15 protein-coding genes are annotated in these 13,862 nt (G+C 70.5%); 8 read left to right on the forward strand and 7 right to left on the reverse strand.

Translation table 11 applies throughout. The annotated features are described in order from the left end of the window. Window positions 1–317: 317 nt before the first annotated feature. Window positions 318–521, forward strand: a complete 204-nt coding sequence (locus ACZ466_RS45370) for a hypothetical protein (protein WP_378283033.1) — start codon at window positions 318–320, stop codon at window positions 519–521. Window positions 522–623: 102 nt separating this feature from the next. Continuing rightward, entirely contained in the window at window positions 624–2,117 is a 1,494-nt protein-coding gene (locus ACZ466_RS45375; protein ID WP_378283032.1) for an ABC1 kinase family protein, read from the forward strand. Window positions 2,118–2,210: 93 nt separating this feature from the next. Here the strand turns inward: ACZ466_RS45375 and ACZ466_RS45380 are convergent, their stop codons facing one another. Then, window positions 2,211–2,408: a DUF5988 family protein gene (locus ACZ466_RS45380; RefSeq protein ID WP_378283031.1), complete on the reverse strand. Its 198-nt coding sequence runs from the start codon at window positions 2,406–2,408 to the stop codon at window positions 2,211–2,213. Between the two features lie 317 nt (window positions 2,409–2,725). On the opposite strand from ACZ466_RS45380, the gene ACZ466_RS45385 reads away from it, so the two are divergent. After that, on the forward strand, window positions 2,726–3,412 hold the full coding sequence (locus ACZ466_RS45385; RefSeq protein ID WP_378283030.1) for a L,D-transpeptidase family protein: 687 nt from the start codon (window positions 2,726–2,728) through the stop codon (window positions 3,410–3,412). 17 nt (window positions 3,413–3,429) lie between these two features. Here ACZ466_RS45385 and ACZ466_RS45390 read toward each other — a convergent pair whose 3' ends face one another. From ACZ466_RS45390 to ACZ466_RS45405, 4 genes are all read right to left on the reverse strand, one after another. Further along, window positions 3,430–4,704, reverse strand: a complete 1,275-nt coding sequence (locus tag ACZ466_RS45390; protein WP_378283029.1) for an oxygenase MpaB family protein — start codon at window positions 4,702–4,704, stop codon at window positions 3,430–3,432. Window positions 4,705–4,783: 79 nt separating this feature from the next. Next, window positions 4,784–5,290, reverse strand: a complete 507-nt coding sequence (locus ACZ466_RS45395) for a hypothetical protein (RefSeq protein ID WP_464041948.1) — start codon at window positions 5,288–5,290, stop codon at window positions 4,784–4,786. 544 nt (window positions 5,291–5,834) lie between these two features. After that, on the reverse strand, window positions 5,835–7,709 hold the full coding sequence (locus tag ACZ466_RS45400; protein WP_464041949.1) for a hydroxysqualene dehydroxylase: 1,875 nt from the start codon (window positions 7,707–7,709) through the stop codon (window positions 5,835–5,837). Window positions 7,710–7,881: 172 nt separating this feature from the next. Then, window positions 7,882–8,493, reverse strand: coding sequence for a TetR/AcrR family transcriptional regulator (locus tag ACZ466_RS45405; RefSeq protein WP_378293169.1), 612 nt, complete (start codon window positions 8,491–8,493; stop codon window positions 7,882–7,884). 85 nt (window positions 8,494–8,578) lie between these two features. Between ACZ466_RS45405 and ACZ466_RS45410 the strand changes: the two genes are divergently transcribed. Both ACZ466_RS45410 and tatA read left to right on the forward strand, forming a co-directional pair. Then, window positions 8,579–10,060 (forward strand): flavin-containing monooxygenase, encoded by a 1,482-nt coding sequence (locus tag ACZ466_RS45410; RefSeq protein WP_378293171.1) that lies wholly within the window; start codon window positions 8,579–8,581, stop codon window positions 10,058–10,060. A gap of 17 nt (window positions 10,061–10,077) precedes the next feature. Then, the gene (gene tatA, locus ACZ466_RS45415) at window positions 10,078–10,353 is read left to right on the forward strand and encodes a twin-arginine translocase TatA/TatE family subunit (protein ID WP_378293173.1); all 276 of its coding nucleotides are present in this window, start codon (window positions 10,078–10,080) and stop codon (window positions 10,351–10,353) included. A 21-nt stretch (window positions 10,354–10,374) separates the two neighbouring features. Here the strand turns inward: tatA and ACZ466_RS45420 are convergent, their stop codons facing one another. Continuing rightward, a complete protein-coding gene (locus ACZ466_RS45420; RefSeq protein ID WP_378293175.1) occupies window positions 10,375–10,989 on the reverse strand; it encodes a glyoxalase in 615 nt (204 codons plus the stop codon). Window positions 10,990–11,074: 85 nt separating this feature from the next. Then, window positions 11,075–11,710 (reverse strand): TetR/AcrR family transcriptional regulator, encoded by a 636-nt coding sequence (locus tag ACZ466_RS45425; protein ID WP_378293177.1) that lies wholly within the window; start codon window positions 11,708–11,710, stop codon window positions 11,075–11,077. A gap of 124 nt (window positions 11,711–11,834) precedes the next feature. Here ACZ466_RS45425 and ACZ466_RS45430 point away from each other — a divergent pair, with 124 nt between their 5' ends. The 3 genes from ACZ466_RS45430 to ACZ466_RS45440 are packed head-to-tail and all read left to right on the forward strand — an operon-like array spanning window position 11,835 to window position 13,862. Continuing rightward, window positions 11,835–12,125, forward strand: coding sequence for a hypothetical protein (locus ACZ466_RS45430; RefSeq protein ID WP_378293179.1), 291 nt, complete (start codon window positions 11,835–11,837; stop codon window positions 12,123–12,125). After that, window positions 12,122–13,057 (forward strand): ABC transporter ATP-binding protein, encoded by a 936-nt coding sequence (locus ACZ466_RS45435; protein WP_378293181.1) that lies wholly within the window; start codon window positions 12,122–12,124, stop codon window positions 13,055–13,057. Before ACZ466_RS45430 ends, ACZ466_RS45435 begins: the two co-directional genes overlap by 4 nt. Further along, window positions 13,050–13,862, forward strand: a complete 813-nt coding sequence (locus ACZ466_RS45440) for an ABC transporter permease (protein ID WP_378293183.1) — start codon at window positions 13,050–13,052, stop codon at window positions 13,860–13,862. The genes ACZ466_RS45435 and ACZ466_RS45440 overlap by 8 nt, the downstream gene beginning before the upstream one ends.

A 13,862-nucleotide genomic window follows, 5' to 3' on the forward strand; every position in this document is an offset into this window, starting at 1 on the left:
CCCGGGCCGCTCTCCCCGGGCAGTCCATTGGACGCTGTCCGATAGGACAACTGTTCATGGCTTCCGGAGACTCAGTCTAAAAACGCTGATACCGGACCTTTCGATTAAATGGGGCGCTCGAGTCGGCGGCGTACCGGCCTTTGCGGTCTTCCCTTTTTTGGGATCCAGCTGACGCTCACTTTCCGGGTCATTGACAATCGAGGGTGAATCACATGCATACTCCTTTGCGAAAGCACGCGACGGTGGGCGGGGATCCGCGAAAAGGTGATCTCTGTGTCCCGAAGTCAAGATCCGTACCATCCCCGGAAGGTGGCATCATGGCCAGAAGGTCCGTCTTCGACGACATGATCGTGCGCGGCGAGAAACTCGGCAAGGCGAATTCCAGGGCGCTGCGCAAGAGCCTGAGGGTCAAGAAGAAGAAGGGCGGGAAGAAGCGGGCGAAGCGTAACGAGCGCCACATCCGGGAACTGGCCGGGCAGGTCGCCGCGCTCAGCCACCAGATCTCCGAGTTGCGGAAGTAGCCAGTCAACGAAGACCGCACCGATGTCGGCTGACGAGCCGGCCCGGGCAACGGGTGGGGAGAGCGCGTGCCCGCAGGCAGGGCCGGCCGTACAGCCAAGATAGTGTCCCGGACGGTCGCCGCCGAGGCGGCCCGCGGCTTCCGGGCGCGCCTCGGCGCGCCCCAGGGTTCCAGTGAACTGCGCCAGCAGGAGCGGGCGAAGGCCATCCGGTCGATGCTGGAGGACCTGGGGCCGATCTACATAAAATTCGGGCAGATGATGGCGACCCGGCCCGATTTCGTCCCGCCCTACGTGATGGACGAACTCGCCAATCTCAACGACTGGGCGCGCGTCGAGCCCTTCTCGGTGTTCGAGCCGGTGATCGAGGCTGAATTCGGACCGCACTGGCGGTCGCGCTTCCGCCAGATCCACACCGCGGAGCCGCTCGGCGCCGCCTCGGTCGCCCAGGTCTACCGCGCCGTCTGGTCCGACGGGCGGCCCTGCGTGCTCAAGGTGCAGCGCCCCGGCAGCTCCGCGGCGATGCTGGGCGACATGGCGGTGCTCCGCAAGATCGCGGGCCTCGTGCACAAGGCCGCCCCGCACTTCTGCGAGGTCGTCGACATCAAGTCGATGCTCGAGGTGCTGTTCACCGCCATGGAGTCCGAGGTGGACTTCACCCGCGAGGCCCGCAACATGAAGGACGCGCGCAAGGCCGCCAAGCGGTTCAAGAGGCTGAAGATCCCCAAGGTCATCGACGCGGCGCCCCGGGTCCTGGTGCAGACGCTCGTCGACGGGACCGCGGTCAACCGGCTCAAGGACGACGAGCTGTCGGACGGCCAGCGCAAGAAGATCGCCTATGACCTGATCGGCTTCATGTACCGCGGGTTCTTCGTCGACCGCGCCTTCCACGCGGACCCGCACCCGGGCAACATCCTCGTCGACGGCGACGGACGGGCGCATCTGATCGACTGGGGGATGTACGGCAAGATCGACCGGACCACGAGCCTGACCATGCTCAGCTCCGTCCTGGCGGTCGGCCGCGGCGACGGGGCGACCATGGCGAGGAACTGGATCAGGATCGGCGCGCTGACGCCGTGGAGCGACAGCGCGCGCTTCGTCAACGACGTGTCCCAGACCATTCCCTACTGGGCGAACGCGTCGCTGAGCGATCTGAATTTCGGGGTGGCCCTGATGTCGCTCGCCCGCTTCGCCACGGAGCGGGGAATCCAGGTCAGTCCCGTCATCTCGTTGCTGGGCAAGTCGATGGGGAACATCGAGGGCTCGGTGCGGTGCATCTATCCCAAGCTCAAACTCGATAAAGCGCTGCAGAAGATCATGCAGGACATCATCCAGGACCTCCTGAAAGACGTGTTCAGCGGTGACCAGGGCATCCAGATGCTGCTCGACCTGCTCTACTCGTTGAACACCTCTCCGGGGCAGCTGCAGAGCGTCCTCGGCGACGTGACCAACCGCCAGATCGGCATCAACGCCCGGACCAATCTGGGCGACCCGGTCAGGCCAGGGCAGAAGCAGCGCCTCCACCACACCCTTCCCCTGCGCTCCACGGTCACCGCGGCGGCGGCCGAAGCCCTCATCAGGCGAACCCTGGGCAACTGAACTCCGCCGAGGCTCCGGACGCGTGTGCGGGTGGCCCGGGGCCGGCCGGGTGCGTTCGCGCGCCTCCCCCGCCGTCCCCGGGCCGGGCCTCCGCTACTCGGCGATCGCGGTGCGGTACGACCAGCGGTAGACCTGCAGCTCGCGGCCGTCACGGGTCTTGTGGGCGGGGGTGGCTTCAAAGTGCTCGTAGCCGTTCAGCCGGTGGACGACGACCTTCGGGGCGTCGCGTTGGGTGAGTACGTACCGCTGCGGGAGGTCGGCCGGACCTCCCTCGAGAACCACTTCGTGCATCGGGGCGATTCCATCGTGGCGAGACGGTGGCATGGCGTGTCCCCTCTGTCAGGCCGGGCTGACGACGTGTCGCAGCGCGCCGGATCAACTACAGTCCGTAATAATTCAGGGTGCCGTCATGTTCCGTAAAGGCGCCGGCGAGGACCACCACGATGGCGCCGCCGACAGCCCGGGATATCGGTGGCGCCGCCCCAGGAACCGCTCGACGACCCGCTCGACGACGACATTCGCGGCACGATGATCAGGGGGTACGGCAGATGGCCGTTCGAGCCCGAAGGCTCCGGGGAAGGCTGCTCCCGGCCGCGTGCACTGCGGCGATGCTGGCCGCGGCGGTCGTCCACGCCCCGCGCGCCTCCGCCAGGGAGCCCGCTGGGGAGCACCCGTGCCGGTCGCTCAACCTCGGGGAGTCGCGCTACCGGCCGGGCAGCGCGCGGCACGTCGTCTTCGCCGTCGCCGACGGCTACGGGACCGCCGAGGTGGCCATCACCGAGTGCGCCAGGATCGGCCCCTTCTGGCGGACCGTCCTGAGCACCTCCGGGCACGTCGGCAGGAACGGTTTCGCCGAGCCGGGCGCCAAGCGGGAGGGGGACGGCAAATCGCCCACCGGTTCGTACAGCATGACCGAGGCGTTCGGTGAGGGAGACCCCCGCACCCGCCTTCCGTACCGGACGCTGCGGGAGAGCGGCGACTGCTGGGGCTCCACCATCGGCGACGACCGCTACAACCGCTACTACCGGGGCACCTGCCTGCCCGCCGACGAGAACCTCTCGCAGTACATGAAGGATGGCCCGTACAGGCAGGCCGTGGTGATCGACCACAACAGGCCGCCGGAGTCGCCGATCGTCCACGGGCACGGATCGGCGATCTTCATGCACATCGGCACGGGCATTCCGACCTCGGGCTGCGTCTCGCTGGCCCGGCCCGAACTGGAAGCCCTCATGAGGACGCTGCGCCCGCACGACCGCATCATCATGGGCCCGCGCGAGGCCCTGTTCCGCCGGTGACCGGACCGGGCGCGGGCTCAGAGGGCTCCGGGGTCGGCGGCGGCGCGTTCGACGGTTCCGCCGCCCCGGGACGGGTGGAGGGCGTCGTGGCGGCGGTGGGTCACGTCGCCGTGCTGCTCGCGGATCATGCGGCGGGCCAGGGCGACGCGCCCGCGGTGCCCGAGGCGTTCGCTCAGCCGGGTGGCGCCGGGGATCGCACCGCGGAGCGTCTCCACGGCGAACACGACGGCGGAGACCGTGGCGACGGCGGCCTGGTAGCGCCTGTTGTCGGGGGCTCCGAGGAAGTCCGCGTTGCGCTTGCCGAGGATCAACCGGCTGTAGGACATCAGGTACGTGGTCAGGACGCGGCGGGCGACGGGCGACCGTTTCAAGGCGGGCGGCAGCAGCAACGGAGCGGCGGCGTTCATCAACGAGTCGGCGAGCGACTGGGAATCCTGGTCGGGCATGTACTCGGTGGCGGCCTCCAGCCACAGCAACCGCCAGGCGTCGGCCTCGGTGGCGGGCAACAGATCGGGGTGGACGCCCATGAGATGCCCCACGTACCGCCACAGGTGCAGGACGGCGGCACGGTCGGCGCGGGAGAACCTCAACCCGAGAGCGCGCGAGGCCAGCAGCATGACCAGCGAGAACAGCAGCAGGGTTCCGGTGAGCTGGATCTGGTTGATCGGGGAGTCCCAGGCGTCGTGGTCCCAGTCGTCGCGGTCGTGCATTGCCGCTCTGACCTGGGCGTGCATGACGCGGACGCGCAAGGTGTTCGTGAAACCGGCCTGGAAGCGCCCCATGCCGCCGGGCGTGGTCACGTCCACCCACCAGCTCGCCGTCTCGGCCAGCCGCCGCGGCGCCATGGTGTTCAGGTCACCGGTGCGCACGAGGGTCTTGTTGGCGCGCGACGCCAGGTAGCCGCCGTACAGGGACGCGCACGGCATGACCATCGTCAGCCCGAGCAGGCCGGTGCGGCAGACGGCGCGGGCGCCGCGGTCGAGCAGGTCGGGGTCCACCCAGTAGGGGACGGCGTCCACCTCGGCGAACAGCTCCACCAGCTCGCGCGGCGGGTCGTCGATGCCGTCCCGCAGCGCGCGTTCGAAGAGCCGGCGTCCGCTCCGGCCGGGCATCCTGGCGATCATTTCGGCGACCGCGGCGGCGAGCGGATCGCCGGCGTGGGCGAACGAGCGGAAGGCCGCCAGCTGCGAAGGGGGCGCGCGGATGTCACCGGGGGCCAGCAGCCGCAGCGTGAGGTTCCACGGCGGCCTGGTCATCCAGCCGGGATGGGCGAGACGTTCTTCGCGGGACATGCCTTCCTCCAAACGTGTACCGCCAGAGCGCGGTCGTGTGCGGTCGGGGCGCGCCGGCGGGCAACGCGGTGGGGCGCGGTCATGGCCGCCGGTGCGGGTCGGTGAGCAGGCGGGGGCGGCGCAGGGCGGGGTGTTCGTGGTGCGGGACGGCGGCGACGGTCAGGACCAGCAGTGCGAGACCGGCCGCGATGTACGCCCTGTGCTCCTCCGGCCAGGGGTGCCGGTAGAGGACGGTGGACAGCAGGAGGAGGTAGGTCTTGGCCGTCGCGGTGGCGACCAGGCCGATGATGACCAGGCGGCTGCGTTGCAGCGCGATCTGGAGTTGCCCGAGGGCGAGCGGCGTGGTGATGGCGAACACATAGAGATAGGGGGCGGTGAGCAGGGCGCGCGGGTCTGAGACGAGGTCGGCCGCTCCTTCGAGCATGAGCTCGGCGGTTCCGGTGAGCAGGCCCACGTTGATGGCCAGCGCGACCCCGGTCAGCGGCCTGGCGTGCGCGCCCTTGCGGGACAGGTCGCACGCCAGGAACGCGGCGAACGGCACCAGCAGCGACGGCAGCGCGACGGCGACGACCAGGGGCGCCGGCACGGCGTCCCCCCGCGCCGGCCCCCGCCTCTGCGGCCGTCCCCGCCGCGGTGGTGGCGGGAGCGCCGCCGGCGGCCTCGCTGAAGAGCGCGACCGCGGCGGCCAGGAGCGTGACGCAGCCCCATTCGCGGAGGGTGAGCCGCTCGCCCATGATCGGCACGGCGAGGACGAACAGCAGCACCAGCCCGGCCAGGAACATGGACTGGGCCTGGACGGGGGAGAGGCCGGTGAGCGCGGCGGTCTGGACGCCGGCGCCGACGGCGAGGACGGCGGCTCCGGCGATCCAGGCACGGCTGCCGAGCAGGGTGCGGGCCAGCTGCCAGGGGCGGTTTCCGGCGAGGTCGGGCATGTCGGCGGCGGCGAGCTTGAAGGAGAACTGCCCGCCGAAGTAGATGGCGGTCGACAGTGCGGCCAGGGCCTGGAAATGCAGCGACATGACGGACCTCGGGGACGTGGTGACCGGCGTCGAGCCGCGCGGTCGGGGTCGTGCGGCTCGACGCCGGTCAGAGCCGGGCGGTCAGGGGCGGGCGGTCGGGAGGATCGGCGGTCAGGACGGCTTCACCGGGTCCCACAGGTCGAAGAAGTTGGCCTCGCCGCGGTCGAAGCGGCGGTCGTCCTCCTCGTAGAAGCCCTTGAACTCGTTGGGCAGGTAGAGCTTCTTGAGGGTGGCGCGGCTGCCGCCGACGCCGGCGGCGTCCAGGATGGCGTTGGCGGCCTTGCGCCCGGCCTCGTTGGCGGCCTCCATGGTCGCCAGGTTGATGTCGGCGCGGACGTAGTCGGAGGCCAGGAACAGGTTGGGCAGCGCCGTGATGGACTCGGGGCGGTAGTTCCACGACCTGGGCCTGTTGATGAGCAGCGGCTCGTCGTTGGCGACCTGCGGGGTGCCGTTGCCGGTGATGGCCGGGTCGAGGAAGTAGGAGTGGATGTTGGCGTCGTTCAGCACGACCGGGCCCCACGGGATGGCCTTGCGCAGCTGGGCGACGACCTCCTTGAAGATCTGCTCGGTCGTGCACTCGCGCGCGGGCTTGCCGTAGAGGATGCCGGGCACGTCCCAGGCGGAGATGTCGATCGAGAGGCACTCGTTGACGTCGCCCTTGCCGTAGGTCGTGCCGAACTTCTTCTTCCAGAACTGGGCCTGGCTGATCGAGGTGAGCGCCCAGGGCTGGCCGGCGTAGGCGACGTGCCCGCGGGCCAGGTTGATCGGCTGCCGCAGGTAGATCATCAGGCCGTTCATCCAGTCGGTCGTCAGCTCGCGCAGCGACCTCAGGGAGGGGTCGGCCGCCAGCACGTTGTCATTGAGCAGCGGGACGGCGCGCTCGACCGGGACCGCCAGCACGTAGTGGTCGGCCTCGATGGCGCCGTTGCCGCCGGCGCCGCTGACCTGCGCCCCGGTGATGCGCCTGTCGGCGACCGAGAGCCCGGTGAGCGCGGCGTCACCCTGGAAGATCACCCCGAGCGAGCGCAGGTGGTTCATCCAGGGGTCGATGAGCGCCTCGTTGGTGGGGGCGTTCAGGAGGCGGTCGGGGGCCTTGTAGCCGCCCAGGCCCAGCGTGCTGTAGACCCAGGCCTCGGCCATCAGGCCCATGGTGTGGGCGTTGGCCTTGTCGGGCTTGGCCGCGACCAGGGTGCCGGTGAACATGTCGACCAGCAGCTCGCGGTAGCCCTTGGACATCTTCGCGGAGTTGACGAACTCGGCGAAGCTGAGGTTCTCCCACTGCTTGAGCCGCCGCTTGGGGCCGCTGGTGACGAACGCGATCATCTTCTGCAGGAAGTAGCCGACCTCCCAGGCGGGGACGGTCCCGATCACGTTGATCGCGGTGTTGAGGAAGGCCAGCAGCGACTCGGGGCTGAGGGTGCCCTCGATGCTGCCGGCGGCGGGCAGGGTGAACTTGGTGCCGTTGTAGAAGGCGGCGACCTCCTTGCCGTCGACCAGGTTCCCGGCGGCGTTCCCGCCACCGGGCAGCGGGATGCGGCTCATGGTCTCGGGCAGGTTCTGGTAGAAGCCGGGGAAGAACCGGAAGCCGTGCTCGGCGGGCAGGTCCTGGCGGCCGCCCGACCCGCTGTTGGGCACGGGCATGCTGCGGCACTTGCCGCCCCAGGCCTTGCGCTCGTAGACCGTGACCTGGAAGCCGCGCTCGACCAGTTCGTGGGCGACGGTCAGGCCGCCCATGCCGCCGCCGAACACCGCCACCCGGCGGCCGGCGGCGAACCTGCGGGTGCGGCCGGCGCGCGGGGCGGTCGCCGGAGTGGCGGCCGCCGCCTGGCCGCCGCCCAGGGCGCCCGCCGCGGCGATCGCTCCGGCGGCGGCGACGGCGCCGGTGACGAACTTGCGGCGGTCGAATCCCGGGGTGCCTTCGGGGGAGCCGTTCTGCTGCGCGGCGTCCGGCCGCGGGGCCGCGCCGTCGGGGGTTTTCTCGTCCACACTGCACTCCTCAGCGAGGGGGGTGGGGCTAACCGACGTTGGTGTCGGTTAAGTGGTCCCCAACTATGAGGAGGCCGCCGCCGGGCGTCAACCCCCGGCGGCGGCTCGTTCCGCGCAATTCCGCGCGACCGCTGATCAGCGGCAGTGCGGGCCCGTGGTGGGCCCTATCGCGTTATTCGGTATGTCCCAATCCCGACCACAGGAGTCGCATGGCGCCCTCGACGAGCATCGGCCTGGGCATTTCGGGATGGCGCTCCCACCATTGCGCGACGCCGTCCAGACCATTGATGATCAGCTCGACCATGGCCTCGGCGATGGGCTCGTGCGGCTCCACGCCGACCGACCTGATGTCGCCGGCCAGGAGCGCCATGGCCGCCTGCGTGCGCGACTCGCGGATGCCCCTGCGGACGGTGCCGATCTCCGGATCGTCCTCGCCGAAGTGGTCGAACAGCAGCTTGCGCGCGTCGGGGCGGCTCTGCGCGAAGCCGATGTAGGCGTCGATCGTCGACCGCATCCGCTCCTCCGGCGTTCCCGTGCCGGCGATGCGCGCGCCTACGTACTCCACCAGCCGCGCGTTCTGCTCCTGCATGACGGCCAGCAGCAGCACCCTCTTGGAAGGAAAGTGGTCGTACAGCACGGTGCGCGCCACACCGGCCGCCGCCGCGATGTCCCCCAGGGAGGCCCCGTGGTAGCCCTTCTCGGCGAAGACCTTGAGCGCGGTCTCGGTGATCACGGCTTTGCGGGCCGGACCCCGCATCCGCGATTTCGGCGGATCTGCCCCCACTGACTTGACTCCCTTCCTCGGTTGCCCTCACCCTAGCCGACATGCATGTCGGTAATCCGTCCGCGACCTCACCCCAGGAGCGCGCATGCCGCACCGCAAGGCGCCAAGGAAGCTCTCGATCGCCATCGTCGGAAGCGGGTTCAGCGGTCTCGGCCTGGCCATCGGGCTCAAGAGGGCCGGCTTCACCGACCTGACGATCTACGAGAAGGCCGACGACCTCGGCGGCGTCTGGCGCGACAACACCTACCCCGGCGCCGCCTGCGACGCCCCCTCCCACCTGTACTCCTACTCCTTCGAGCCCAAGCCCGACTGGACGCGCAGGTTCGCCGAGCAGCCCGAGATCCTCGGCTACCTGCGGCACTGCGCCGGCAAGTACGGGCTGGAACGGCACATCAGGCTCGGCACCGAGGTCACCGACGCGGCCTTCGACGCCGCGACCGGCACCTGGCAGGTCCACACCGGCAGCGGCGGCGTCCACGAACACGACCTGCTCGTGACCGCCTGCGGCCAGCTCAGCAATCCGGCCGTCCCCGTACTGCCCGGCCTGGACGCCTTCTCCGGCGCCGTCTTCCACTCCGCCCGCTGGGACCACGGGCACGACCTGGCAGGCGCCCGCGTCGCCGTCGTCGGCAACGGCGCCAGCGCGATCCAGTTCGTCCCGCTCATCGCCCCCGACGCCGAGGCCCTCACCATCTTCCAGTTGGAGTCCCACTGGATCAGCCGCAAGCCCGACCGCGTCTACCCGCGCTGGCGGCACGCCCTCAACCGGCGCGTGCCCGCCGTGCAGCGGCTCTCCCGCCTCGGGATCTTCCTGTGGTTCGAACTGATGCTGAACCCGAGCCTGATCTCTCCGCGCGGGCGGCGGGTCCTGTCGGCGCCCGTCCGCGCTCTGTGCCGGTTCGCCCTGCGCTCGGTGGGCGACCGGCGGCTGCGCGAACGCCTCACGCCGGGCTACGAGCCCGGCTGCAAACGCATCCTGACCTCGAGCGACTACTATCCCGCCCTCAACCGGCCCAACGTGCGCGTCGTCGACCGCCCCATCGCCGAGGTCACCCGGCACGGCGTCCGCACCGCGGACGGCGACCACCACACCGTCGACACCATCATCTGGGCCACCGGCTTCCGCTCCCAGGACTTCGTCGCCCCCATGCGCGTCACCGGCTCCCACGGCACCGAGCTCAACGCCGCGTGGAAGGACGGCGCCCGCGCCCATCTCGGTCTCGCCGTTCCCGGCTTCCCCAACTTCTTCCTGATGTACGGGCCCAACACCAACGTGGGATCGGGCTCGATCGTGCACATGCTCGAGAGCCAGATCGCCTACATCGTCCAGGCCGCCCGCCTTCTCGCCTCGGGGGTCGCGCACATGGACGTGCGCCAGGACGCCCTCGAACGCTTCGACGCCACCGCGCAGCGGCGCCTCTCCACCTCGGTCTGGAACCAGGGCGGCTGCGACAGCTGGTACCTCGACGCCGACCGCCGCAACACCAACAACTGGCCCGGCTCCATGACCGGGTACCGCCGCCGCACGCGGCGCCTCGACCCGTCCGACTACCACCTCGAGCACTGAAACGGAGCCCGCCGGCCATGCCCAACTTCGGAGCCACCGAGATCCTCATCATCCTGTTCGTCGTCCTGCTGCTGTTCGGCTCGGCCAAGCTTCCGCAGCTGGCCCGTTCGCTCGGCAGGTCGGCGCGCATCCTCAAGACCGAGACGCGGGGCCTGCACGACGACACCGAGCCCGAGCAAGGGACCGGCACCGGAGAGCAGGCCACCCCCGTCGCACGTCCCCCGGCCCTGCCCCAGGGTGAACCGCTCCCGGGCCTTCCGGTGCCCCGGCACGAGCGGTCGCGCCTGCACTGACAGACTCCGGGGGCGCCTGCTCTAGGACGTGGAAGCCTCCCACACGAATCCGTCCGGGTCGGTGAAGGGCCCGGCGTCGCCGCCGATGGCGATCCGGTGCGATCCGGTGCCTTCGGGAGCGACGCCGGCGACCTTCGCGAGGGCGCGGCGATTGTAGAGCGACAGCTTGATGGGACTCGACGGAGCGCCGAACTCGACGTACTTGCGGCCGTAGCTCTTCGTCACGGCAAGGCCCCGCTCGACGTAGAACCGCTTGCTCTCGGCCACGTCCGCGACTCCCAGCTGGAGCACGATCTGGTCGATCTGCCTGGTGGCCGGGCCGGTGTCCTTCTTCGACGAGGACGCAACGGTCCAGATGGTCCCGTCCGGGGCCTGGACGACACCGCCGTAGCCCCACAGTGACTTCTTGGCCGGCTTCAGCGGTGTGGCGCCGGCGTCGATGGCGGCGTCGACGAGGGCGTTGACCGTGGCCGGCCGGGACGCGATGAGCGACATGGTGAAGCCGCGGAAGCCGGTCGTCGGAGCGTCCGAAGCCCGCAGGCGCACCTGCGCGTCCAAGCCGAAGGCATCGGTGCGGAAGCGGCCGGCGGCCGCGGGGTCGGCCACCTCCAGGGTGACGAAATCGACGGAAGCCATGGCGGCCACGTTAGGGCCGGGCCGGCGGCCCGCGCTTCTTCATTCCTGATCGGTCAGGTCATGTTCTCCCCACGCGTGGGCGGTGTCAGGTGCCGGTGGTGAGCTGGTGGCGCAGGGTGTCGTGGGCCCATCGCTCCCAGGCGTCGGGCGACCAGTTCCGCCGCTCGACGAACAGCGTGAAGACTTCGGGGCTGAGCAGCCCGTACAGCAGATCCGCGGCGTGCTCGGGGGAGACGTCCGGACGCGCGCCGGGCTTGGCCATGAGCGCGCGGGCCGCCGCCGACTGGACGGTGTGGCGCGGATCGGTGTCCTGGGGCCAGAGCACGGAGATCTCGGGATCGGCCGCGACGGCGCCGTCGAGCACCCTGGCGATCGGGGCGACGCGTTCCAGGATCGGCCGGGTGCCGGAGACGTGGGCGCGCAGATGCTCCCCCGCGGTCGCGGTGGCCATGGCGGCCGTGAACCAGGGGCGCTCCATGGTGGCCAGGGGCTGGTCGTCCCCGGCGATCGTGACGTCGACCAGGACCTTCAGCAGGTTCCGCTTCGTGCCGAAGACGTAGTAGATCGTCTGTATCGCGACCCCGGCGCGCGCCGCGACGTCCTGCAGGTTCGTCGCTCCGTAGCCGTCGGCCACGAACATGTCGCGGGCCGCCTCCAGGATGCGCCGCCGCGTCTCCTGGGCCTGGGCCGCCCTCTTCCCCGGTCTTCTGGTCTCCGGCATGTCTAGAGGTTATCCCTAGTCGCCTTCACTAGTGAAGCACTCCAGTGCCTCCTTGACATTTCTTTCGTTAGAAGTTACTTCTAGTTGCTGTCACTAGAAGTCACCTCTAACGAATGGATCCCGCATGTCGGTGCTCCGCATCACCCGCTTCCAGGTCGACGCCGCGGACGTCGAGGAGATGGTCGTCCGCCGCACGGCACTGATCTCCGCCCTCCAGCGCACGTTCCCCGGACTGGCCGAGTCGAGGCTGGCCCGCGTCGACGAGGAGTCGTGGATCGAGGTCTCGCGCTGGGAATCGGCCGCGCAGCTGCAGGCCGCGCTGGAGCGCGGGCCGGCGCTGCCCGAGGCCGCGGCGGCCTTCTCCCTCGTCAAGGACGCCACCGCCGAGAGCGCCGAGGTCGTCGACGTCCGATGACCGTTCCCGCGATAGAGATCGACCGGCTGACCAAGGTCTACAGGCCGGGGAAGGCGCCGGCCGTCGAGGAGGTGTCGCTGCGCGTGCCCGCGGGCTCCGTCTTCGGCTTCCTGGGGCCGAACGGGGCAGGCAAGACCACCACCATCAAGATCCTCGCGGGGCTGCTGTCGCCCACCGGCGGCACCGTCCGGCTCAACGGGCACGACGTCGAGCGCGAGCGGTCCGCGGCGATGGCGCAGTTCGGCGCCGTGCTGGAGGGCTCCCGGAACGTTTACTGGACGCTGTCGGCCCGGCAGAACCTGGCGTACTTCGGACGCCTCAAGGGCCTGGGCAAGGCCGCGATCCGCGCGCGGGCCGACGAGCTCCTCGCCGACCTGGGCCTGTGGGAGCGCCGCGACGACAAGGTGGGCGCCTTCTCCCGCGGCATGCAGCAGAAGGTCGCGATCGCCGCGGCCCTCATCGGCGACCCGCCCATCGTCCTGCTGGACGAGCCCACGCTCGGCCTGGACGTCGAGGCCACCCGCGCGGTCAAGGACCGGATCGCCGGCCTCGCCCGGGAGCGCGGCACGACCGTCCTGCTGACGACCCACCAGCTGGACGTGGCCGAGGAGCTGTGCGGGCAGGTCGCCGTCCTGCGGCAGGGGAGGGTGGTGGCCGACCTGCCCACGCGCGACCTGCTGGCGGGGTTCCGCGAACGGGACAGGTACGAGATCCGGATCGAGGGCGCCGCGCCCGCCCTGCCGCCCGGCTTCGAGGCGGCCGAGCACGACGGGCTCACCGTGATCACCGGCCGCGTCGGCGCGGTGGCCGAGGTCTACGACCTGGTCGACCGGTTGCGCGAGGGCGGGGCGGTGCTCCAGTCGCTCGCCCAGGTGCAGCCCGACCTGGAGGACGTGTTCCTGGCACTGACGAGGGGGCCGGCGCATGTCTAGCCGCGCCGCCGTGCCCGCCGCGGGGGCGCTCGCCGTTGTCAGGGCGGAGGTGGGCAAGGGGCTGCGGGTGCAGCTGGCGCATCCGCTCGGGCACGTGATCACCCTGCTGATCAGCATGACGATGTACCTCGGGCTGCAGTTCGTGATGGGCCAGGGAGAGCTGCGCCGGGACCTGCTCCCGCAGACGCTCGTCGCCATCGGCGGCTACTGGTTCCTGCAGTACGCCGGTCTGGTGATGGTCGCCGACCTGATCGAGGAGAAGCGAACCGGGACCTTCGCCCAGTCGCAGATGTCGTCCGCGCCGCCCTGGGTTCCGATGCTGGGGCGGCTGATCACCGCGTCGCTGTTCGGGCTCGCGGTGGCCGCGGCGGCCTCCCTCGTCCCGGCGCTCGCGGCCGGGATCCCGGTGCCGCTGCGCTGGCCGGCCGCCGTGCCGTACGCGCTGCTGGTGCTCAACGTCCTGGCGTTCACCTTCCTGCTGGCCGCCCTCGCGCTGACCACGCCCATGATCGGCGTGCTGCAGTCGCTGGCCGCCTCCCTGGTGCTGCTGCTGAACGGGTCGTTCCTCCCGCTCGCGCTCTACCCGGACTGGCTGGCGCTGGTGGCCCGGTTCCTGCCCACCACGCTGGCGATCGAGGCCACCACCGGCGTCCTCTTCCAGGGGCGCTCCCTCGGCGACCTCTGGGGTGACGGGACGCTGCCCTGGTCGCTGGCGTACACCCTCGCCCTCGCCGTCCTGAGCGCGGCGCTGTTCGTCCGTAACCATCGCCGGGCCGTGCGCGAGGGCCGGCTCGGACAATACTGA

The sequence above is a fragment of the Actinomadura rugatobispora genome, assembly GCF_055379765.1.